Source organism: Streptomyces sp. CBMA123 (genome assembly GCF_014596465.1).
GTDB lineage: Bacteria > Actinomycetota > Actinomycetes > Streptomycetales > Streptomycetaceae > Kitasatospora.
On record NZ_MECK01000633.1, the window covers coordinates 1 to 21521 of the forward strand.

Consider the following 21521-nt stretch of genomic DNA (forward strand, 5'->3'; position numbering starts at 1 on the left):
TGGCCCTGGGCGTGCGGGCCGCCGTCGCGCCCGAGCGGGCCGCGACGGCCCCCGCCGTCGCCCCGGCGCCGCGGCGCGCCGTCGAGGCCGAGCCGGAGGACTTCACCGCGCTGGTGCTGCGGGCCCGCGAACTGGAGGTCCTCGGCCACCCGGACGCCGACCGGCTGTGGAAGCGGATCGCCGAACGGGTCGGCGCCGAGGGCTTCGTCCTCCCGACGGGTACCGACCTCGGCGGCCCCGAGTTGCTGAGCGCCGAACTCGCCGAACAGCGCGCCCATGAGGCCGTCCAGCGCGACGACTACGCCGAGGGCACCGCAGGCCTGCTGGAGGCCGCGGAGCTGTACGAACGGGCCGGGCTGCCCGGCCCGGCGCTGATGGCCCGCACCCGGGCGCTGATCGTCGAACTCGGCGACGTCGAGGGCGTGGTGTCCGACTGGACGGCGCTGGACGCCGCACTGGCCCGGGCCGAGGAGCTGCGCGCCGAGGGCGCGATGCCCGACGACGACTACCTGATCGTCCTCCAGGCGCGCGCCTACGCCGCCCACCACGACCTGGTCGAGGAACTGCCCGAACCCGCCGCCGGGACGGCCGAGCGCTTCGAGGCGGCCGTCGGCGCCTACCGGGGCACCGCCGTCGAACTCGGCTCCGCCCGCCGGTCCGCGACCTCCCGCCAGTACACCGCCGACGTCGCCGCCCGGCAGGGGCGGTTCACCGAGGCCGTCACCGAACTGCGTGAGGTGCTGGCCCAGTTGGATGCCGCCGAACTGCCCTGGCACACCCCGCGGGTGCTCGGCCTGCTCGGTCAGGTGCTGCTGCAGCAGGGCGAGGCCGGCCAGGCCGTCGAGGTGTTCCACCGGGCGCTGGCCGAGGCCGTGCGCTGGGGCGAGGACGGCTACCCGTACGCGCCGACGTACATGATGCTCGGGCACGCGAGCCTGCGGACCGACGACCTCGGCGGGGCGGTGCGGGCGCTCTCGGAGGCCGCCGCGCGCTACGACCGGCAGGGCGCCGAGGCCGTCGAGGAGGCGGCCCAGGTGCGGCTGCAACTGGCCGACGTGCTGCGCGGCACCGGCCGGGCGGCCGACGCGGTGGCCGTGCTGGAGTCGGTGCTGGACGCCGCGGCCGCCGCCGAACTGGACGTCCGGATGCTCGCCCAGGCCCGGCTGGACCTCGCCCGGGGCCTGGTCGACCTGGAGGAGCACCGGGACGCGGCCGAGGAGTACCTGCGGCTGGCCGAGCTGGTCGCCGACTGGGAGGACCAGCAGACCCACACCATGGTCGCCTGCGAGGCCACCCTGGCCCTCGCCCGGGCGGACCGCTGGGACGCCGCCGAGGCCGCCCTCGGGCGGGCCCGGGAGGCGCACGGCAAGGCCCCGCAGGTGGACCAACTGGCCGCCACCATGCGGGAGCTGGCCCAGCTGATGATGTGCAACCGCGGTGCTGAGCAGTTGGACGCCGCGCTCGCCCTGCTGGCCGACGCGGACGCCCTCGGCGAAACCGCCGAACGGCTCGGCCAGGAGTACAACGGCTGGTACCTGCGCGGCGGTTCGCACTACGAGCGGGCCCGCTGCCTGGCCGTCGCGGACCGGCACGAGGAGGCGCTCGCCGAGGTGGAGCGGGCGATCGCGGTGTACGAGCGGACCGGGGAGCCGGCCGGCTCGGCGCAGCCGGAGTCGCTGCGGGCGGAGGCCGTCCGGCTGGCCGCGCTGATCGAGGGCGACCTCGACCGCCCCCGGGCGGCGGTGACCCGGCTGACCGCCGGGATCGCCCGCTGCGAGGCGGCCGGGCTGGACGAGGCGGCCCGGGTGCTGGCCGGGCTGCGGGAGCGGTTCGCGGGCAACTGAGCGGCGCGGGTCGGGGGTTGGCCCCGCGCCGGGAACCCGCGCGGGGCGGGCGTCGTGGACGCCCGCCCCGTGTCGTGCCGTCCTGCGGGTCAGCAGGGGCCGTCGTCGCCCCAGACGCCCCACTGGCCGCTGGCGCTCGGCACCTCGTTCAGCGTCCACCACTTGGCGTGGTAGGCGTGCCCGTTGTACGAGACCTTGGCGCCCGCGGTGTACGTGGTGCTCGCGCTCCACGCCGGTGCGGTGCACGTCCCCGGGTTGCCGGTCGGGCTGCCGGTCGGCGGGGTGGTCGGGGGCGTGGTCGGCGGGGTGGTGGGCGGGGTCGCCCCGGCGAACTTCACCGTGTACTTGGTGAAGTCCCAGTCCCCCTGCGCCACGCTGGAGCAGGAGCCGGACAGGCCCGGGTCGACGTTGCCCGCGCACTGGCGGTCCCGGTTGACCGACCAGAAGGTGTAGCGGGCCAGGCCGTGCGCGGTGGCGAAGTCCAGCACGCTCTGGAAGTCGGCCTGGCGGAAGTACTCGGCGGCGTCGGTGCGGCCGTTCATCATCGACACGCCCTCGTGGGCGTACGCGGTGGCCTCGTTCCAGCCGAAGGTGGTCTGGAGGATCTGGTTGAACTTCACCAGTGCGTCGGTCTGCGCGGCGGAGCCGTTGAAGCCGCCGTCGAACGGCATGATCGAGTAGTTGTTCGGCGTGAAGCCCTGCGACTTGGCCTCGCCCAGCATCTGGGTGCCGAACCAGCCGGTGCCGGCGTTGGTCCCGGCGGTGGTGATCGAGATGTACAGGCCGGGGTTGTTCTGCTGGAGGATGCGGGCCGCGCCGATCTCGTTGTGGATGGCGGCGGTGTTCTCGTACTCCGGCTCCTCCAGGTCGAAGTCGATCGCCTTGAGGCCGTACTTGGTGATCACCTGCTGGTAGCCGGCGGCGGTCGCCTCCGGGGTGCCGCAGACCTGGCCCAGCTTGGTGCCGCCGTACCCGCCGACCGACACCGAGACGTCCCCGCCCTTGCCGCGGATGGTCTGGATGACGCCGGGCATGGCGGTGTCCGAGCCGATCGGGGAGGTGCCGCCCCAGGCGGGCGAACAGCTGTTGCCCTGGGCGAGGATGAAGGCCAGCTGGAAGGCCTTCTGGCCGGTCGCGTCCATCACGGCGGCGGCGTCCGGCGGGCTGTTGTCCTCGGGCATCAGGTACGGCGCGGAGGCGTACCAGTTGCTGCCCAGGCCGGTGCCGGTGTCGGCGCCGGTGGTGGTGGAGGCGGAGGCCGCGCCGGTGCCGGCCAGTGCGGCGAAGCCGCCGGCGACCAGGCCGAGCACGCCGGCCACGGCGAGGGCGGCGCGGGATCTGCGGGAGTCCGGTGCGGTGGTGCGGTGCTGTGGGGGAAGAGCGCGCTCCATCGGAAGCCTTTCCAGGAAACGGCGGTGGGGGCGGCGGGCCTGGTCGCGCCGGGTGTGGGGGTGGCGGGACGGCCGAATGGACCGGCGGCGGCGGGTAGTTGCCGAAGGTCATCACTGGTATAGACCTGTCGGGGAATGGCGGTCAACCCCAAAAAGGTCAAGCCGCCCGGCGGTGCGCGGCCGGGCGGCTCGGGAGGCGGAGGGGTCGGGGCCGTCAGACCGGGACGGTCACCCCCACCCCCGCGAGCAGTCCGGCGACCGCCGGGGACCAGGGCCGGCCGGTGGGCCCGGTGAGCGTCAGCGTGCGGTGCACGGCCGGCCGGATCGGTACCAGGACGCAGTCCGGCGGCAGCATGGTCAGCGCCAGTGCCGGCATCACCGAGACCCCGACACCCGCGTGCACCATGCCGATCAGCGTGTTGAGGTCGCGGATGCGGTGCCGGGGGGCGAAGCGGGTGCCGGCCCGCCGGTAGGCCTCGCGGACGTGGCGTTCGCAGCCGCCCTCGGAGAGCAGGAAGTCGTCGTCCGCCAACTCGCCCACGTGGACGGCCTCCTGGCCGGCGAGCGGATGGTCGCGGCGCAGCAGCGCGTGCATGGAGTCGGCGCCGAGCGCGACCGCCCCGGGCGGCAGCGGGCCGGCGTCGACCAGGACGGCGGCGTCCACCGTGCCGGCCTCCAGCCAGGTGGGCAGCTCGGCGTCCTCGCCCTCGAAGACCCGCACGGTGACCTGCGGGTATGCCTCCTTCCAGGCCCGCAGCAGTCCGGGCAGCAGCGCCTGGCAGACGGTGGTCGGGGCGGCCAGCCGCACCGTGCCGGTGGGGCCGCCGGAGTGCCGGGTGGCGATGGTGCGCACGGCGGCGGCGGAGGCGACGGCGGTCCGGGCGTGCGGCAGGACCTGCTCGCCGAGCGGGGTGGGGCGGCATGGGGTGCCACGCCGCAGCACGGGCGCGCCGAGCGAGCGCTCCAGTGCGGCGACGGCGTGCGAGACGGCGGACTGGCTGATGCCCAGTTCGTCGGCGGCCGCGCCGAAGCCGCCGGTGTCGGCGACCGCGACCAGGGCCCTGAGCTGGGCCAGGTTGACGTCCTGGGTCATGAGACTTCCTCATCCTCTCCGCACCGCCACTTGTTGGACTCATGGTCTGCCGCCGGGCCACCCTCTGTCCAACGACACCGGACGGAGAGGGAGGTGGTCGGGGTGCGGCGCTGGTGGCCGGGCTTCGTGGCACTGTCGGCGATCTGGGGCGCCAGCTTCGCCCTGATCAAGGTGGCGGTCGACGCGGGGGTGCCGCCGGTCTGGGTGGCGCTGTGGCGCAGCCTGCTGGGCGCCACCACGCTGTGGGCCGTCCTGCTGCTGCGCGGCGGCCGGGCCCCGAGGGACCGGGCGCTGTGGGGGCACTCGGCGGTGGTCGCGGTGCTGCTCAACACCGTGCCGTTCACCCTGTTCTCGTTCGGCGAGACCAGGATCAGCTCGGTGCTCGCCGGGGTGATGAACGCGACCACCCCGCTGTTCACCCTGCTGTTCGCGGTGCTGACCGTCCCCCAGGAGCGCCGCCCGGGCGCCCGCCGGCTCGCGGGCCTCGCGCTCGGCTTCGTCGGCGTGCTCACCGTGCTCGGGGTCTGGCGCGGCCTCGGCCCGGGTGCGCTGGCCGGCGCCCTCGCCTGCCTGGCCGCCGCCTGCTGCTACGGCGCGGGCTTCGCCTACCTGCGCCGCTTCCTGTCCGGCCGCCCGGAGACCGTCACCACCCTCTCCGCGCTCCAGATCACCTGCGCCACCGCCGAGTTGGCCCTGATCGCCCCGGCCGCCGGCGGCGCCCCGCACTGGCCGGGCGGCCCGGCCGCCGCCGCCCTGCTGGTGCTCGGCGCCCTCGGCACCGGCTTCGCCTACCTGCTCAACCTCGGCCTGGTCCGCGCCGCCGGCACCGCCGTCGCCTCGGCCGTCACCTACGTCATGCCGCTGTGGTCCACCGCCCTGGGCGCCGCCCTTCTCGCCGAACCCGTCGGCTGGAACGCCCTGGCCGGCGGCATCCTGGTCATCGCCGCCGTCGCCCTGACCCGCCCGCCCGGGACCCGGCCCGGGACCCCGTCCGCGGCCGCCCCGAGGGAACGCCGGCCGGTGGGCTCCCCGGGACGGGGCGGAGCGGGGGGATGACCGGCCGCCTTCCCGCCGGCCGGTCTGACGTTCGGTTACCGGCCTGACGTTCGGTGTCCGGTGGATTACGGGTCGTGCCCGGAGGGCCGCTAGGGTGGCCCCGTGGTGAGGTCGTGGGATGCGGCGGTCGAGCGGGCGCAGGACCGGTTGGCGGCGGGGGTGCGGTTGCGGGCGGCCGTCGAGGGGGAGGAACGCCGGTTCGCCCTCTGGGACTTGGCGTCCCTGGTGGAGGGCGAGCTGGGCGAGGTGGTGGATCCGGACGCGCTGGATCCGGGTGCCGAGCGCGACTGGCGGGAGCGGCTGGGGGAGAGCGGCCGGGAGTGGCCGGGCGGGGAACTGTACCGGCGCCGGTACTGGATCCGGGACGAGTCGGGCGCCGTCGTCGGGACGGTCGCGGTGGACAACTGGACCAAGGGCCCGAGCCAGCTCGCCGTCTCCTCCCTCTACGTCCGGCCCGGGGCGCGCGGGCGCGGGCTGGCCGCCGGGGCGCTGGACGAGGTGTACGCGGCGGCCACCGCCGAGGGCCTGCCGGGCTTCCGGCTGGAGGCGCACTGGGCGTGGCAGTCGGCCGTCCGCTACTACCTGCGCCGCGGGCTGTGGGTGGTGGGCTGGAAGCGTTCGCTGTCGTTCGCCCGGATGCCCCAACTGCCGCTCCACCGGGTGCGGGAGGAGGACGGGCGGCTGCTCCTGCTGGTCGCCGACCGGCAGTGCGGCTGGGTGCCGATACTGGCCGCCGGGCAGGAGGGCCGCTGGCTGCGGCTGGACGAGACGGCGCACTACCGGGGCTGCGACGGCTGGGTGCACGGGTACGCCCGTTCGACGCTGGCGCTGTACCTGGCCCTGGCGGGCCGTCCGCTGGTGCGCGGCCCGCAGTGGTGGGCGGAGGCGTGGCGCTGGGCGGAGGCGGGGGAGCCGGAGGGACTGGCGGTCAGGATCGAGGAGTTCGAGCGTGCGGCCCGGACGGTGGGCCGCCCGGCGGCCGGTCCGCGGCGCCCGGTGGCGCTGCCGGAGTCAACGCTGCCGGAGTCGACGCCGCCGGAGTCGACGTTGCCGGAGTCGACTCCGCGGGTGTCCCCGCTGCTGGCAGACTCGGGGAATGGCTGAGATCGAGATTGACGGCGCGCCCGCCGACCCGGCGCGGCTCGCCGCCCTGGGGCTGCTCAACTACGGGCACTTCACCACCCTGCGGGTCGAGGCGGGCGGCGTCCGCGGTCTGGCGCTGCACCTGGACCGGCTGGTACGGGACGGCCGGGCGCTGTTCGGCGTCGAGCCGGACCGGGCGGTGGTCCGGGAGCGGATCCGCGCGGTGCTGCCGGCCGACGGCGCGCCGGTGATCGTCCGGGTCACCGGCTACGCCCCCGCGCTCGGCCTGGAACGCCCCGCCGCCCCGGCCGCCCCCGTCCTGCTGGTGACCACCCGCCCGGCCGGGAGCGCCGAGCCCGCCCCGCTGAGGGTCCGGACGGTCGCCCACCGGCGGGAGCTGCCGGAGGTGAAGCACGTCGGCCTGTTCGGGCTGGTCCACCACCGCCGCGCAGCCCAACTCGCGGGGTACGACGACGTGTTGCTCACCGACGACGACGGCCTGGTGCTGGAGGGCGCGACCTGGAACGTCGGCTTCCTGACCGGGCGCCGCCTGGTGTGGCCGGAGGGCCCCAGCCTGCCCGGCGTCACCGCGGCGCTGCTGGCCGGCGCGTACGGCGGCCCGCAGTCCCGCGAGCCGGTCCACGCCGCCGAGTCGGGGCGCTTCGACGCGGCCTTCGCGGTGAACGCGGGCGTCGGGCTGCGCCCGCTGGCCGCCGTCGACGGCACCGCCTTCGACCCCGGCCACCCACTGCTCGCCGAACTGCGCGCCGCCTACCGCGGGATCGCCGCCGACCCGGTGTAGCACCGCATTCGGGGCGGTGGGGCCGGCGCGGTCGGCCGGCGCACCGGGCCCGGTGCGCCGGCCGACCGCTCGAGTGGATCACCCGCACGGGTGACGAACCCCGTGGCAATCGGCGCAATGGAACGGCGGAATGGTCCAAAGCCCCTTCCAGCGGCCGATTGTGACGCCTGATCAGCTACGCTCTCGCCCGCCCGACCCGTCCGAAGCAGAGAGTAGCCCCGACATGAGCAGTCCCCCTGCCGCCGGCGCGCCCCGTTGGCCGCTGATCCTCCTGCGCGTCACCGCCACCACCCTGACGTTGCTGGCCGTGCTCCAGACCATGCTGGCCGGCAGCTTCCTCAACGGCACCTACGACTCCCTCAAGGACCACGAGGGCACCGCGATGATGCTGGCCACCGTGGTGCTGGTCCAGCTGGTGGTGGCCCTGTCGGTACGCAGGCCCGGGGGTGGCCCGCTCTGGCCGCTGTGGACCACCGCGCTGCTCACCGTCGCCGTGATCGGCCAGATCGGCGCCGGCTACGCGCGGGCGACCGGGGTGCACGTCACCCTCGGCGTGCTGCTGGTCAGCGGCATCCTGTTCGGCCTGGTCGGCGCCTGGCGGCTGCCGCTGCCCGTCCGGGAGGCCCGGTCCGAAGGGGGCCGGGACGGCAGCGGACGGCTGCCGCGCCCCGTCGGGCCGCTGGAGGTGAAGCGGTGAACCGTCGCCGCTTCCTCGGCATCGGCGCCTCCGTGTTCGGCGCGGGCGCGCTGGCCGCCGTCGCCGTCCCCTCGGCGGCCTACCTGTTCGCCGAGGGCCGCCCCGGGCGGCTGCTCGCCAGCGACCTCGACCTGCCCGCCGCCTTCCAGGCCCCGCTGCGGGTGCCGACCGTGCTCCAGCCGGTGCGCACCGACGGCACCAACGACTACTACGAGATCACCCAGCAGGTCGCCGAACTGGAGATCCTGCCCGGGGTGAAGACCGAGGCCTGGACGTACGGCGGCACCTTCCCCGGGCCGACGGTGGTCACCCGCTCCGGCCGGGCCGCCGTGGTCAAGCACCGCAACCAGCTGCCGGTGCCGACCGTGGTCCACCTGCACGGCGGGCACACCCCGGCCGACAGCGACGGCTACCCGATCGACCTGCTGCTGCCGGCCGGCTCCGCCGCCCCCGCCGCCTCCGCGATGGACGGCATGCCGGGGATGCGGCACCTGAGCGGCCACAACCTGGTCGGCGAGCGCACCCACACCTACCCGGGCAGGCAGCGCGCCGCCACCCTCTGGTACCACGACCACCGGATGGGCTTCACCGGCCCCGGCGTCTGGCGCGGCCTGGCCGGGTTCCACCTCGTCCAGGACGACGAGGAGGGCGCCCTGCCGCTGCCGCGCGGCGAACGCGACCTTCCGCTGATGCTCGCCGACCGCGCCTTCGCCGCCGACGGCTCCTTCAAGTACCCGTCCACCGACGCCTCGCTCGCCGTCCCCGGCGTCACCGACGCCTACATGAACGGCGTCCTCGGCGACGTCATCCTGGTCAACGGCGCGCCCTGGCCGCGCCTGGACGTCGACCGCGCGCACTACCGGCTGCGGCTGCTCAACGCCTCCAACGCCCGGCTCTACCGGCTCGAACTGCACCCGCAGCCCTCCGGGGGCGACGCCTTCGTCCAGATCGGCTCCGACGGCGGCCTGCTCGCCGCCCCGGTCACCCACGACGCGATCGAGATCGCCCCCGCCGAACGCTTCGACGTGGTGGTGGACTTCTCCCGCTACGGGCCCGGCACCCAGGTGCGCCTGCTCAACCGCTTCGGCAGCGGCCGCACCGCCGAGGTGATGCGCTTCGACGTCTCCTCCCGGGCGGTGAACGACGACGCCACGGTGCCCGACAAGCTGTCCGCCGTCGAGGAGCTGGACGCCGCCCGGGCCGTCGCCACCCGCCACTTCGCCTTCCGGCGCAGCCGCGCCGACGGCTGGACCATCAACGGCGACCCGTACGAACCCGGCCGCAGTCTGGCCACCCCCGCCCTCGGCAGCGTCGAGCGCTGGCGCTTCTCCAGCGACGTCCACCACCCCGTGCACGTCCATCTGGACCACTTCCAGGTGACCGGGCGCAACGGCCGGGGCCCGGGGCCGTGGGACGAGGGCTGGAAGGACACCGTCGACCTGCGGCCGGCCGAGGCGGTGGAGGTCCTGGTGCGCTTCACCGACTACGGGGGGACGTACATGATGCACTGCCACAACCTGGAGCACGAGGACATGGCGATGATGGCGGACTTCACGGTGGGGTGAGCCGCCCGGGACCCGGCCCCGCGGCCCCGGCCCGCGGGTCATCCGATCGGCCGAGTGCCGGAGGACGCGGTGGTGCGTCCCCCGGCGTCGCTCCGCAGGCGGGGGGCCGAAGACAGGCGCTAGCGTCGTGAGGAGGCGTGTCCACCCCCGACACCCTCGACGGACGGAGCCGCCGCCATGACCACCCCCGCCGAACGCCGTCGCATCGGACGGGCCGCCCGTGAGCGCGTCTCCCGCTCCGAGCACGGCCGCTGGATCCCGGCCGCGGACCGCCCCGACCCGCTCGGCGTGCTGGAGGCCCAGGGCGCCGACCGGGTCGCCCGGCTGCTGCCGATCCGCTACGGCCGGATGGCCGACAGCCCGTTCGGCTACCTGCGCGGCGCCGCCGCCGTGATGGCCGCCGACCTCGCCGCCGTCCCCGACACCGGACTGACCGTCCAACTCTGCGGCGACGCCCACCTGTTGAACTTCGGGGTGTACGCCTCGCCGGAACGCGCCCTGCTCTTCGACGTCAACGACTTCGACGAGACCCACCCCGGACCCTTCGAGTGGGACGTCAAACGCCTCGCCGCCAGCATCGCCGTCGCCGCCCGCGAGAACGGCCAGGACGACGAACGCGCCCGGCGCGCCGCCCGCACCGCCGTCCAGGGCTACGCCACCGCGATGCGCCGACTGGCCGGGCTCGGAGAACTCGACGCCTGGTACAGCCGGATCGACACCGCCGACCTGCTGCCGCTGATCCGCAAGACCCGCCGCCGCGAGGCCGTCCGCGCCGACCTCGACCACGCCCGGCGCCGCACCAGCCTCCAGGCCTTCGGCAAGCTCACCGAGGAGCGCGACGGGCGGCGCCGGATCATCAGCTCGCCGCCGCTGATCGAGGAACTGAGACGGAACGAACTGCGCGGCATCGGCAAGGTGTTCAGCGACTACCGGGCCACCCTCGCCGAGGACCGGAGGGTCCTGCTCGACCGCTACCGCTTCGTGGACGCGGCGATGAAGGTGGTCGGCGTCGGCAGCGTCGGCACCCGCTGCTACATCGTCCTGCTGGAGGGCCGGGACATCCGCGACCCGCTGTTCCTGCAGCTCAAGGAGGCCGGCCGGTCGGTGCTGGAGGACCACCTGCCGCCCACCCGGACGGACGCCGAAGTCGCCGTCCACCACGGCGGCCGCCGGGTGGTCACCGGCCAGCACCTGATGCAGGCCGCCAGCGACATCTTCCTCGGCTGGACCACCGGCCCCGCCGGGCGGCACTTCTACGGCCGCCAACTGCGCGACATGAAGGGCTCGGTGGAGGTCGACACGATGACCCCCGGCGGCCTGCGCGACTACGCCGACCTGTGCGGACGCACCCTGGCCCGCGCCCACGCCCGCACCGGCGACCGCCTCGCCATCGTCGGCTACCTGGGCGCCGCCGACACCTTCGCCGAGGCCGTCGCCGACTTCGCCCTGCGGTACGCGGACCGGACGGCGGCCGACCACCGCGAGCTGGTCGAGGCGATCCGGGCCGGGCGGGTCGCCGCGACCCGGGGCGTGTGAGGGCCGCCGACCGCTCCAACTCCCCGTACCGAAACCGGAGATCGGGCGCGCCGAGCCGGGCGGGCCCCGGATCCGGAGCGCCCGCCCGCCCCGATTCCCGGTTGCCCGGGCGGGCCGGGTGCCGTTGGGTGGGGGCATGGACGAACTGCGCACCGACCGCCTGCTGATCCGCCGATGGCGGGACTCCGACCTCGCCCCGTGGGCCGCGATGAACGCCGACCCGCAGGTCCGCGAACACCTCGGCGGCCTCCTCAGCCGCGAGCGGAGCGACGCCTCGGTGGCGCGGTACGAGGCGGCGATCGAGCGGCGCGGGTACGGCTGGCTGGCCGTCGAGGTGCGGGAGAGCGGCGAGTTCATCGGCTTCGTGGGCCTGGACGACGTCGACGAGCACGCCCCGGTCGACGGCGTGGAGATCGGCTGGCGGCTGGCCCGGCCGGCCTGGGGCCACGGCTACGCGACCGAGGCCGCCCGCGCCGTCCTCACGTACGGCTTCGGCACGCTCGCCCTCCCCGAGGTCCTCGCCCTCACCACCGCGGGCAACCTGCGCTCCCAGGCCGTGATGCGCCGCCTCGGCATGACCCACGACCCCGCCGAGGACTTCGACGACCCCGAGGCCCCGGAGGGGCCGCTCCGGCGCACCGTCGTCCACCGGCTCCGGCCCGGGGCGTAGGAGAGCACCGTCCTCCTGGAGCGCCGGGCCTGAACCGCCCGGGCAGCCGGGAGGTCAGGGCACCAGGAGGTGGAGGGCCTCGCGCCGCACCGCCACGTCGACGGGGAGGGCGGTGATGAACTCGCCGTCGGCGTAGGCGGTGATGCCGGGGGACTCGATCCGGAGGGACTCGGTGCGCAGGGTGGTGACCTCCGGGCGGGTGGTGTGGGTGCCCTTGAGGAGGGTGGGGAAGAAGCGGGCGATCCGCAGCCGGGGCAAGGCGTCGACGAGGGTGACGTCGAGCAGGCCGTCGTCGGGGAGGGCGGCGGGGCAGATCGGCATGCCGCCGCCGTAGCTGCGGGTGTTGCCGACGGCGGCGAGGGTGAGGTCGCGTTCGATGACGGTGCCGTCGGCGAGGGTGAGCCGGAACGGCAGGGGGCGCAGGTTGGCGAACTCGGCGAGGATGGCGAGATTGTAGCGCATCCGGCCGCGGGGCCAGCGCAGCCGGTTGGCGCGGTCGCTGACCAGGGAGTCGAAGCCGCTGGCGAGGACGGAGCCGTACCAGCGGACGGCGCCGTCCGGGCCGGTGATCCGGCCGAGGTCGACGCCGCGGGTGCGTCCGGCGGCGATGACCTCGGCGGCGGCCTCGGGGGCGCCGATGGGCAGGCCGTACTCGCGGGCGTGGTCGTTGCCGGTGCCGGCGGGTATCAGGCCGAGCGGGACGGGGGTGCCGGCGAGGGCCTGGAGGGCCAGGTTGACCATGCCGTCGCCGCCGACCACGACCACCGCGTCGGCCCCGCCGGCCGCCGCCTCGCGGGCGAGGCGGACGGCGTCGTCGGCGGAGCGCCCGGCCTGCGGTTCGACGTCGACGCCGAGGGCGCGCAGTCGGGCGACGGCCCGGTGGGCGGCGGGTTCGGCGTGGCCGATGCCCGCCGCCGGGTTGGTGAGAACGGTGACCCTGCGGACGGTTCTCGGGCCGGTCATGGGCCCAACTCCCCTCTCGGTTACGGGATCAGCTTGCCGGGGTTGAGGATGCCCGCCGGGTCGAGCTCGGCCTTGACGGCGCGCAGGATGCGCACGCCGAGGTCGCCGATCTCCTCGCTCATCCAGGGCCGGTGGTCGGCGCCGACGGCGTGGTGGTGGCTGATGGTGCCGCCGCTGCGCAGGATGGCGTCGCCGGCGGCCCGCTTGGCGGCGCCCCACCGGGTGAGCGGGTCCTCGCCGAGGGCGGCGACGACGGTGAAGTAGAGCGAGGCGCCGGTCGGGTAGACGTGCGAGATGTGGCACAGCACGAGGGCGCCGGGCAGGGCGGCGGTGAGCGCCTCGGTGACGGCGGTCCGCAGTTCGGCGAGCCGGCTCCAGCCGGTGGCGGTCTCCAGGGTCTCGCAGAGCGCGCCGGCGCTGAGCAGGGAGTCGCGCAGGTAGGGGGCGTTGAACCGGCCGTGCTCCCAGGCGCGGGCGGGCGCCTCGCGGAGGGAGGTGCCGCCGGCGGCGAGCAGCGCCGCGCGGGTGAGGGCGTGCCGGGCGGCGACCTGTTCGGCGGTGCCCTCGAAGACGGTGACGGCGAGGCAGCCGGTGACGGCGGGGGAGCCGCCGATCTGCTCGGTCATGGCGAGGTTGACCATGGTCTCGGCCTCGTCGGAGAGCCGGATCACGGTCGGGCCGGTGCCCTGCTGTTCGACGGCGCGCAGCGCGGCCGTCCCGGTGGCGAAGTCGGGGAAGCTCCACGCCTCGTACGCCTTGACGGCGGGCAGCGGGTGGACGCGCAGGCGCACGGCGGTGATCACGCCGAGGGTGCCCTCGGAGCCGAGGAAGAGCTGGCGCAGGTCGGGGCCGGCGGCGGAGGCGGGGGCGCGGCCGAGGTCGAGGGTGCCGGCGGGGGTGACCACGCGCAGGCCGCGGACCATCTCGTCGAAGCGCCCGTGGCCGGCCGAGTCCTGGCCGGAGGAGCGGGTGGCGGCGAAGCCGCCGATCGTGGCGTAGCGGAAGCTCTGCGGGTAGTGGCCGAGTTCCCAGCCGCGGTCGGCGAGCAGGGCCTCCGCCGCGGGGCCGGTGAGGCCGGCGCCGAGGACGGCCTCGCCGGAGGTCTCGTCCAGGTCGAGGAGCTGGTCGAGGCGGCGCAGGTCGAGCGAGATGACGGCCTGGAAGGGGCCGCGCTCGGGGTCGAGGCCGCCGACCACGCTGGTGCCGCCGCCGAACGGGACGACGGCGATGCGGCGTTCGGCGCAGACGGCGAGCAGGGCGGCGATCTCGGCCTCGTCGCCGGGCAGTACGACGGCGTCGGGGGCGTCCTGGGCCTCGCGGCTGCGGCGGCGCAGCAGGTCGGGGGTGGACTTGCCGCCGGCCCGGGGCAGCCGGTCGGCGTCGGCGGCGCTGACGTGGGCCTCGCCGACGGTGGCGGCCAGGGCTTTGAGGTCCTCGGCGGTGATCCGGGACGGGCGCAGGACGACCTCGGCGGCGCTCGGCCCGGGGGCGGCGTCGCCGGTGACGCCGAGGGCGGCGGCGAGCAGTCCCTTGATGTCCGCGGACAGGTCCTTGGCGAGGGCCGGGTCTCCCCAGGCGTTCCACTTCATCGGGGGGAGCGGCAGAGCGGCGCCGGCCGATCCCGCTTGCGTCTCAGGTGCCATGCGTTACAGTTTCACACATCATGTCAAGTAGTAACGCCACCGCCGGAGGGCCCGCCAAGGCTGCGAAGCCCCTCGGCGCAGCGCCCCGCAGCACCGACGACGCGATCCTGGACGCCGCCGCCGACCTCGTCGTGCACCTCGGCGTGCGCCGCACCCAGCTGGCGGAGATCGCCCGCCGCGCCGGGGTCAGCCGCCCGACCGTCTACCGGCGCTGGCCGGACGTCCAGGCGGTGATCGGGGCGCTGCTCACCCGCGAGATCCTGACCACCCTGGAGGGCACCTCGCTGGAGGTGCGCGACCGGGAGACCTTCGTGGACCGGGTGGTCGAGGTCGCCGTCCGGCTGCGTGACCACCCGGTGCTCGGCGCGCTGCTCCACTCCGACGACTCCGACCTGCTGCTCCAGTACGTGGTCGAGCGGCTCGGCGCCAGCCAGCGCGGCCTGCTGGAGGCGCTGCGCACCGGCATCGAGCGGAGCCAGGCCGACGGCTCCGTCCGGGCCGGCGAGCCGACCGAACTGGCCGCCATGGTCCTGCTGATCGCCCAGTCCACCGTCCAGTCGCACCGCATGGTCGCCTCCCTGCTGCCGGAGGCGGCGTGGCGGCGCGAACTGGCCAGAGCACTGAACGGATACCTCGCACCATGACGCCCGTGGCCAGCCCGTACGCGGGAACCGCCCGACTCGACGCCGCCCGCCGCACCCGCGAACTCGACGCGCTCGCCGACGATCCGCACCTCGACCTGCTGGTGATCGGCGGCGGGGTGACCGGCGCCGGGGTGGCGCTGGACGCCGCCGCGCGCGGACTGCGGACCGTGCTGGTGGAGTCCCGCGACCTCGCCTTCGGCACCAGCCGCTGGAGTTCCAAACTGGTGCACGGCGGCCTGCGCTACCTCGCCTCCGGGCGGGTCAAGGTGGCCCGGGAGAGCGCCGTCGAGCGCGGTGTGCTGATGACCCGCACCGCTCCGCACCTGGTCCGGGCCCTGCCCCAACTGGTGCCGCTGCTCCCCGACCTGCTGCGCCCGGGGCAGGCCGCGCTGATCCGCGCGGGCTTCCACGCCGGGGACGCGCTGCGGCTGAGCGCCGGCACGCCGGGCACCCTGCTGCCCCGGGTGCGCCGGATCGACGCGGCCCGGACCAAGCAGCTGGCGCCGGCCGTGCGGACCGCCGGACTGCGCGGCGCCCTGGTCGCGCACGACGGCCAACTCGTGGACGACGCACGGCTGGTGATCGCCCTGGCGCGCACCGCCGCGCAGTACGGCGCGAGCGTGCTGACCCGGGTGCGGGCCGAGTCCGTCACCGGGACGTCCGCCCGGCTGGTCGACGCGCTGAGCGGGCAGACGCTGACCGTCACCGCGGGCGCGGTGATCAACGCCACCGGGGTGTGGGCCGGCGAGGTGGACACCTCGATCAAGCTGCGCCCCAGCCGTGGCACCCACCTGCTGGTGGACGCCGCGACCCTGGGCTACCCGGCGGCCGCGCTCACCGTGCCGGTGCCCGGCTCCACCAGCCGCTTCGTGTTCGCGCTGCCGCAGCAGCTCGGCCGGGTCGCGATCGGGCTGACCGACGAGGACGCCCCCGGCCCCGTCCCGGACGAGCCGCGGCCCACCGAGGCCGAGCTGACCTTCCTGCTCGACACCGTCAACGCCGCCCTGGCCACCGCGCTGACCAGGGCGGACGTCCGGGGCGCCTACGCCGGGCTGCGCCCGCTGATCGACACCGGGGGCGGGAGCACCGCCGACATCTCCCGGGAGCACGCGGTGCTGGAGTCCCCGTCCGGGGTGGTCACCGTGGTCGGCGGCAAGCTCACCACCTACCGGCGGATGGCCGAGGACGCGGTGGACGCCGCCGTCCGGCTGCGCGGCCTGCCCGCCCGTACCTGCTGGACGGCCCGGCTCCCGCTGGTCGGCGCGCCCGGCCACCGGGACAGCCGCCCGGTGCCGGTCCAGGGGGTGCCCGCCTCGCTGGTCGCCCGGCACGGCGGCCTGTCCCACGAGGTGCTGGCGGCGGGGGAGCCGACGCCGGTGGCGGAGGGCGTCGACGTGACCCGCGCGGAGGTCGCGTACGCGGTCACCCACGAGGGCGCCCTGGACGCCGCCGACGTGCTGGACCGGCGGACCAGGATCGGGCTGGTGGCGGAGGACGCCGAGCGGGCCCGGAAGGCGGTCGAGGAGATCGTCGGGGAGATTCTCGGGGAGAGCGCCGCGCAGTAGCAGGAGCAGGAGCAGGAGCAGGAGCAGGAGCAGGAGCACGCGCAGGAGCAGGGGCGGAGCGACGACGGCCGGTACGGCAGGTCCGCCGTACCGGCCGAGTGGTCCGCACTTTGGCTTGCTGGCAAGTAGCCCTGCGGGAATCCGGGCGTGGGCGCATGGGGTCTCAGCGCGCGGTGCGCTCCGGCATCGGGTGTTCGGCGCCCGCGAGTTCCAGCACGCAGGCCAGCGGGTGCTCGGCCCGGCCCGTCCGGTCCAGCCGTACGGCCAGCGGCCGCGGCGGCTCCTCGGCGAGTTGCCCGGACAGCGTCAGCGGGTAGCCGCCGTGGCCGTGGACGCGGTGGAAGGCGCACTCCTTGCCGTCCACCAGCAGTTCGGTCTCGGTGATCCAGCCGGAGCGGACGTTGACGGTGACCGAGTGTCCGTCCTGGTCGAGGTGGAAGCTGTACCGCTGGCGCATGGGAACCTCCCGCGAGGGCCTCGGAACGGGGACGGCCAGGGATCCACCGCCAGTGTAGGAGGGCCGTACCCTCCCGGCGCCCCGGCCGGTACGGTGATCGCAGGGATCGGGGCCGGGGCGATCGGTTCCCCGTCCCGCCCCTGAGAAATCCCGGGGGCGGGGCCCGCCCGCAGGCGGATTCTCGTGATCTCTACAGTGTTGTAGATTCGTCCGCAGGGAGATCCGAGGAGGGCATTGTGGGAGTTTCGCTGGCCAAGGGCGGCAACGTCTCGCTGAGCAAGGAGGCGCCCGGTCTGAGCGCCGTGATCGTGGGTCTCGGCTGGGCCGTCCGCACCACCACCGGGGCCGACTACGACCTGGACGCCAGCGCGCTGCTCTGCAACGCGCTCGGCAAGGTCGTCTCGGACCAGCACTTCGTCTTCTTCAACAACCTCCGCAGCCCCGAGGGTTCGGTCGAGCACAGCGGCGACAACCTGACCGGCGGCGGCGACGGCGACGACGAGCAGATCAAGGTCGACCTGGCCCGGGTGCCGGCCGACGTCGCCAAGGTGGTCTTCCCGGTGTCGATCTACGACGCCGACGCCCGGCTGCAGAACTTCGGCCAGGTCCGCAACGCCTTCATCCGGATCGTCAACCAGGCGAACGGCCAGGAGATCGCCCGCTACGACCTCACCGAGGACGCCTCCACCGAGACCGCCATGGTCTTCGGCGAGCTGTACCGCAACGGCGCCGAGTGGAAGTTCCGCGCGATAGGGCAGGGTTACGCCTCCGGTCTGCGCGGCATCGCCACCGACTACGGCGTCAACGTCTGATCCCTCGAAGGGATTTTGCCCGGGCGGGCCGGCTCAGCCGGTCCGCCCGAGTGTGTGGCCGCCGAAACCCGCGCCGGTGGTGAGCTGTCGCCGCCACCAGGCGTCCATGGCCGGCCCGTCCATCGCCGACCAGTCCGGCGCCGCGGTGACCTGCGCCCGGCCCAGCGTGCGGCCCAGGTCCACCAACTCCAGCCCGGCGGCGGTCCGTTCGCGGTCGTACGCGGCCAGCAGCGGCTCCCAGGAGTCGCCGCCCAGCCGCAGCCCGGCCTGCTCGAAGGCATGCGCGTCCTGCAGTGCCTTCACCGCGCCGCTGGTGTTGTGCGGGCGGACGATGGTCGCCGCGTCCCCGCCGATGAGCAGCCGCCCGGCGGTGCGGTGCGGGACGGCCAGGTCGTAGACCGGCTGCAGCAGGGTCCGTTCGGGTGGCGTCAGCGCGATCACGCCGGCCCAGTACGGCGGCAGCTGCCGCTCGGCGAACTCCCGCATCCCGGACAGCTGTTCGCCGGTGAGGGCGCCCGCGGCGACGGCGGTCGGGCCGTCCAGGCGCAGCCAGTCCGGGGTGGGCGCGTAGAAGACCCAGTTCACCAGGGTGCTCCCGGGGGCGAGCCCGGGGATGCGGTAGAGCACCACCTGGCCGCCGGGGTAGCAGACGGTGGCGCACTCGTCCTCCGGCCAGGCCGCGGCCCCGCCGGGCAGCCCGTCCAGCAGCGCGGAGTCGTAACTGCCGCGCCAGCACACGTATCCGGCGTACTCGGGCCCGGCCTGCGGGCAGACCGCGGCGCGGACCACCGACCGGTAGCCGTCCGCGCCGATCACCAGGTCGTACGGGGTGCGGGTGCCGTCGGCCCGCTCCGTCCAGGCGCCGTCCCGGTCGCCGCCCACCGCCGTCACGGTGGAGCCCATCCGGTACTCCACCGCCGCGGGCGCCCGCTCGCGCAGGGCCTGCCAGAGCACCGCCCAGTGGTGGGAGTGGAACGGGAACGGCTGGGCCCAGAGCAACCGCCCGCGCCCGTTCCCGCCGTCGCCCTCGCCGGCCGGCCCCCGGGTGACCCAGCGGCGCACGGTGAGCCGGTGGCGGCGGGTGTCCGGGGCCAGGTGGCCGGCGTCGACCAGCTCGGCGAAGCGGTCGTCGTGGGTGCAGATCCCCAGGCCGCGGTCCTCCAGCCGGGCGGGGCTGCGCTCCAGCACCACGACCCGCTCCGCGCCGAGCCGGGCCGCCGCCCCGGCGAAGGCGCTTCCGGCGATGCTGCCGCCGACCACGGCCACCGAGCCACCCCGCACGGTCGTCCCCTCTCCTGGGCCTTTCCCGGGTCCCTGCTGCGTCTCTGCTCCGTGCTGTGTCGCGCCTCTGCGCCGCCCCGCGGTGCCTCGGGCCCGGACCGTCGGCACCCGCCTCCGTACCGTCGGGTGCGCGACGGCACGACGATACGCCGCCCGGCCGCGGCGCGCGGGGGCTTCTCCCTCGGCCCTATGCAACTAGTTGCATAGCATGTCGACCGTCCCCTACCCTGCGGTAACAAGCCCCACTGGCCGCCCCCTCAGGAGACGTCGATGAGTTCGACCCCCGGCAGCAGCCGCTACCCGCACCTGCTCAGCCCGCTCGACCTCGGCTTCACCACCCTCCCCAACCGGGTGGTCATGGGCTCGATGCACGTCGGCCTGGAGGAGGCCCCCGGCGGCTACCGGCGGATGGCCGCGTTCTACGCCGAACGCGCCCGCGGCGGCGTCGGCCTGATCGTCACCGGCGGCATCGCCCCCAACGAGGCCGGGCGCCCCTGGGAGGGCGGCGCCATGCTGACCACCGAGGCGGAGGCCGACGAGCACCGGGTGGTCACCGACGCCGTGCACGCCGCCGGCGGGAAGATCGCCCTGCAGATCCTGCACTTCGGCCGCTACGCCTACCACCGCGACCTGGTCGCCCCCAGCGCCCTCCAGGCCCCGATCAGCCCGTTCGTGCCCAACGAGCTCACCGCCGAACAGGTCGAGCAGACCATCGAGGACTTCGCCCGCTGCGCCGAACTCGCCCACCGGGCCGGCTACGACGGCGTCGAGATCATGGGCTCCGAGGGCTACCTGGTCAACGAGTTCGTCGTCGCCGCCACCAACCACCGCCAGGACGAGTGGGGCGGCCCCTACGAGAACCGGATGCGCTTCCCGGTGGAGATCGTCCGCCGGGTCCGCGAGCGGGTCGGCGAGGACTTCATCATCGTCTACCGGCTCTCCATGCTCGACCTCGTCCCCGGCGGCTCCACCCTCGACGAGGTGGTCCGGCTCGCCCAGGCCGTCGAAGCCGCCGGCGCGAGCATCATCAACACCGGCATCGGCTGGCACGAGGCCCGCATCCCCACCATCGCCACCTTCGTGCCGCGCGGCGCCTTCGCCTGGGTCACCCAGCGGGTGATGGGCCAGGTCGGCATTCCGCTGGTCACCACCAACCGCATCAACACCCCCGAGATCGCCGAGCAGTTGCTCGCCGACGGCTGCGCCGACCTGGTCTCGATGGCCCGCCCGCTGCTCGCCGACGCCGACTTCGTCGCCAAGGCGCGTGAGGACCGCGCGGACGCCATCAACACCTGCATCGGCTGCAACCAGGCCTGCCTGGACCACACCTTCAACCTCCAGATCACCTCCTGCCTGGTCAACCCGCGCGCCTGCCACGAGACCGAACTCGTCCTCGCCCCCACCAAGGTGCGCAAGTCCATCGGCGTCGTCGGCGCCGGACCGGCCGGCCTCGCCTTCGCCGTCTCCGCCGCCGAACGCGGCCACAGCGTCACGCTCTACGACGCCGCCGACAGCATCGGCGGCCAGCTGAACATCGCCCGCCGGATCCCCGGCAAGGAGGAGTTCGACGAGACGCTGCGCTACTACCGCACCCGGCTGGCCGAGTTGGGCGTCACCCAGCGCCTCGGCGCCGTCATCACCGCCGAACAGCTCGCCGCGGCGGAGCACCAGGAGATCGTCCTCGCCACCGGCGTCACGCCCCGGACCCCCGCCGACATCCCGGGAATCGACCACCCCAGCGTGCTCGGCTACCTCGACGTGCTGCGCGACGGCGCGCCGGTCGGCGAGCGGGTCGCCATCCTCGGCGCCGGCGGGATCGGCTTCGACGTGGCCGAGTTCCTCACCGACCAGGGCGACCAGGCGAGCCTCAACCCGCCGGTGTTCCAGGCGAAGTGGGGCATCGACCCGGAGTACCGCGAGCGCGGCGGCCTGCGCGCCCCCGAGCGGCCGAAGCCCCCGCGCAGCGTCCACCTGCTGCAGCGCAAGACCGGCAAGGTCGGCGCCGGACTCGGCAAGACCACCGGCTGGATCCACCGCACCGAACTCAAGCACCGCGGCGTGGTGATGGTCCCCGGCGTCTCCTACGACCTCATCGACGACGCCGGACTCCACTACACCGTCGACGGCGAACGCCAACTCCTGCCCGTGGACACCGTGGTGCTCTGCACCGGCCAGGAGCCGCGCCGCGACCTCGACGAGGCGCTGCGCGAGCGCGGCCTGTCCGTGCACGTCATCGGCGGCGCCGACGTGGCCGCCGAACTGGACGCCAAGCGGGCCATCAAGCAGGGGACGGAACTGGCCGCGACCATCTGACGTCGGGCAGCCGGGGGGCTGCCCGGCGCGCCGGGCCCGCGGCACCACGCCGCGGGCCCCACCGCCGCCCGCGCTGACCTGCGAGGATGTGCGCCCGCGCGCCGTG

At 75.2% G+C, this 21521-nt stretch carries 17 protein-coding genes and 1 pseudogene; 12 read left to right on the forward strand and 6 right to left on the reverse strand.

Going from position 1 to position 21521, the window contains the following annotated elements; genetic code table 11:
- Positions 1 to 1844 (forward strand): annotated as a pseudogene (locus BG452_RS43660) (hypothetical protein); the annotation flags it as partial.
- Positions 1845 to 1933: 89 nt separating this feature from the next.
- Here the strand turns inward: BG452_RS43660 and BG452_RS43665 are convergent.
- Positions 1934 to 3235: a carbohydrate-binding protein gene (locus BG452_RS43665; protein ID WP_223243618.1), complete on the reverse strand. Its 1302-nt coding sequence runs from the start codon at positions 3233 to 3235 to the stop codon at positions 1934 to 1936.
- A 214-nt stretch (positions 3236 to 3449) separates the two neighbouring features.
- A complete protein-coding gene (locus BG452_RS43670; protein ID WP_188309949.1) occupies positions 3450 to 4328 on the reverse strand; it encodes a LysR family transcriptional regulator in 879 nt (292 codons plus the stop codon).
- Between the two features lie 93 nt (positions 4329 to 4421).
- Here BG452_RS43670 and BG452_RS43675 point away from each other — a divergent pair, with 93 nt between their 5' ends.
- The 7 genes from BG452_RS43675 to BG452_RS43705 all read left to right on the forward strand — a co-directional run bounded on the left by BG452_RS43675 (position 4422) and on the right by BG452_RS43705 (position 11737).
- Positions 4422 to 5384: a DMT family transporter gene (locus tag BG452_RS43675; RefSeq protein WP_188309950.1), complete on the forward strand. Its 963-nt coding sequence runs from the start codon at positions 4422 to 4424 to the stop codon at positions 5382 to 5384.
- A gap of 102 nt (positions 5385 to 5486) precedes the next feature.
- Positions 5487 to 6488 carry a GNAT family N-acetyltransferase gene (locus BG452_RS43680; protein WP_188309951.1) on the forward strand — a complete coding sequence of 334 codons (1002 nt, stop codon included), beginning with the start codon at positions 5487 to 5489 and terminating at the stop codon, positions 6486 to 6488.
- Positions 6481 to 7269 carry an aminotransferase class IV gene (locus tag BG452_RS43685; protein ID WP_188309952.1) on the forward strand — a complete coding sequence of 263 codons (789 nt, stop codon included), beginning with the start codon at positions 6481 to 6483 and terminating at the stop codon, positions 7267 to 7269. The genes BG452_RS43680 and BG452_RS43685 overlap by 8 nt, the downstream gene beginning before the upstream one ends.
- Positions 7270 to 7492: 223 nt before the next feature.
- Positions 7493 to 7966, forward strand: coding sequence for a hypothetical protein (locus BG452_RS43690; protein WP_188309953.1), 474 nt, complete (start codon positions 7493 to 7495; stop codon positions 7964 to 7966).
- Positions 7963 to 9531, forward strand: a complete 1569-nt coding sequence (locus tag BG452_RS43695; RefSeq protein WP_317621518.1) for a multicopper oxidase family protein — start codon at positions 7963 to 7965, stop codon at positions 9529 to 9531. The genes BG452_RS43690 and BG452_RS43695 overlap by 4 nt, the downstream gene beginning before the upstream one ends.
- A 177-nt stretch (positions 9532 to 9708) precedes the next feature.
- Positions 9709 to 11067 carry a DUF2252 domain-containing protein gene (locus BG452_RS43700; protein ID WP_188309954.1) on the forward strand — a complete coding sequence of 453 codons (1359 nt, stop codon included), beginning with the start codon at positions 9709 to 9711 and terminating at the stop codon, positions 11065 to 11067.
- Positions 11068 to 11203: 136 nt separating this feature from the next.
- On the forward strand, positions 11204 to 11737 hold the full coding sequence (locus BG452_RS43705; RefSeq protein WP_188309955.1) for a GNAT family N-acetyltransferase: 534 nt from the start codon (positions 11204 to 11206) through the stop codon (positions 11735 to 11737).
- A gap of 54 nt (positions 11738 to 11791) precedes the next feature.
- Here the strand turns inward: BG452_RS43705 and BG452_RS43710 are convergent, their stop codons facing one another.
- Positions 11792 to 12700, reverse strand: coding sequence for a diacylglycerol kinase (locus tag BG452_RS43710; RefSeq protein WP_188309956.1), 909 nt, complete (start codon positions 12698 to 12700; stop codon positions 11792 to 11794).
- A 20-nt stretch (positions 12701 to 12720) separates the two neighbouring features.
- On the reverse strand, positions 12721 to 14343 hold the full coding sequence (locus BG452_RS43715) for an FAD-binding oxidoreductase (RefSeq protein ID WP_223243619.1): 1623 nt from the start codon (positions 14341 to 14343) through the stop codon (positions 12721 to 12723).
- Between the two features lie 20 nt (positions 14344 to 14363).
- On the opposite strand from BG452_RS43715, the gene BG452_RS43720 reads away from it, so the two are divergent.
- Positions 14364 to 14987 (forward strand): TetR/AcrR family transcriptional regulator, encoded by a 624-nt coding sequence (locus BG452_RS43720; RefSeq protein WP_188309957.1) that lies wholly within the window; start codon positions 14364 to 14366, stop codon positions 14985 to 14987.
- Entirely contained in the window at positions 14984 to 16552 is a 1569-nt protein-coding gene (locus tag BG452_RS43725; protein ID WP_188309958.1) for a glycerol-3-phosphate dehydrogenase/oxidase, read from the forward strand. The genes BG452_RS43720 and BG452_RS43725 overlap by 4 nt, the downstream gene beginning before the upstream one ends.
- Before the next feature lie 163 nt (positions 16553 to 16715).
- On the opposite strand, the gene BG452_RS43730 is transcribed toward BG452_RS43725, so the two are convergent.
- Positions 16716 to 17009 (reverse strand): hypothetical protein, encoded by a 294-nt coding sequence (locus tag BG452_RS43730; protein ID WP_188309959.1) that lies wholly within the window; start codon positions 17007 to 17009, stop codon positions 16716 to 16718.
- Positions 17010 to 17245: 236 nt separating this feature from the next.
- Here BG452_RS43730 and BG452_RS43735 point away from each other — a divergent pair, with 236 nt between their 5' ends.
- Complete coding sequence (locus BG452_RS43735) at positions 17246 to 17821, forward strand: TerD family protein (RefSeq protein WP_188309960.1); 576 nt, start codon at positions 17246 to 17248, stop codon at positions 17819 to 17821.
- Between the two features lie 33 nt (positions 17822 to 17854).
- On the opposite strand, the gene BG452_RS47970 is transcribed toward BG452_RS43735, so the two are convergent.
- Complete coding sequence (locus tag BG452_RS47970; protein WP_188309961.1) at positions 17855 to 19102, reverse strand: FAD-dependent monooxygenase; 1248 nt, start codon at positions 19100 to 19102, stop codon at positions 17855 to 17857.
- A 270-nt stretch (positions 19103 to 19372) separates the two neighbouring features.
- Here BG452_RS47970 and BG452_RS43745 point away from each other — a divergent pair, with 270 nt between their 5' ends.
- Positions 19373 to 21415, forward strand: coding sequence for an NADPH-dependent 2,4-dienoyl-CoA reductase (locus BG452_RS43745; RefSeq protein ID WP_188309962.1), 2043 nt, complete (start codon positions 19373 to 19375; stop codon positions 21413 to 21415).
- The last annotated feature ends 106 nt before the right edge of the window (positions 21416 to 21521 follow it).

Coding starts and splice junctions, on each gene's coding strand:
- BG452_RS43665 (WP_223243618.1), bottom strand. CDS start 3,235: ATGGAGCGCGCTCTTCCCCCACAGCACCGCACCACCGCACCGGACTCC.
- BG452_RS43670 (WP_188309949.1), bottom strand. CDS start 4,328: ATGACCCAGGACGTCAACCTGGCCCAGCTCAGGGCCCTGGTCGCGGTC.
- BG452_RS43685 (WP_188309952.1), top strand. CDS start 6,481: ATGGCTGAGATCGAGATTGACGGCGCGCCCGCCGACCCGGCGCGGCTC.
- BG452_RS43690 (WP_188309953.1), top strand. CDS start 7,493: ATGAGCAGTCCCCCTGCCGCCGGCGCGCCCCGTTGGCCGCTGATCCTC.
- BG452_RS43700 (WP_188309954.1), top strand. CDS start 9,709: ATGACCACCCCCGCCGAACGCCGTCGCATCGGACGGGCCGCCCGTGAG.
- BG452_RS43705 (WP_188309955.1), top strand. CDS start 11,204: ATGGACGAACTGCGCACCGACCGCCTGCTGATCCGCCGATGGCGGGAC.
- BG452_RS43710 (WP_188309956.1), bottom strand. CDS start 12,700: ATGACCGGCCCGAGAACCGTCCGCAGGGTCACCGTTCTCACCAACCCG.
- BG452_RS43715 (WP_223243619.1), bottom strand. CDS start 14,343: ATGGCACCTGAGACGCAAGCGGGATCGGCCGGCGCCGCTCTGCCGCTC.
- BG452_RS43720 (WP_188309957.1), top strand. CDS start 14,364: ATGTCAAGTAGTAACGCCACCGCCGGAGGGCCCGCCAAGGCTGCGAAG.
- BG452_RS43725 (WP_188309958.1), top strand. CDS start 14,984: ATGACGCCCGTGGCCAGCCCGTACGCGGGAACCGCCCGACTCGACGCC.
- BG452_RS43730 (WP_188309959.1), bottom strand. CDS start 17,009: ATGCGCCAGCGGTACAGCTTCCACCTCGACCAGGACGGACACTCGGTC.
- BG452_RS43745 (WP_188309962.1), top strand. CDS start 19,373: ATGAGTTCGACCCCCGGCAGCAGCCGCTACCCGCACCTGCTCAGCCCG.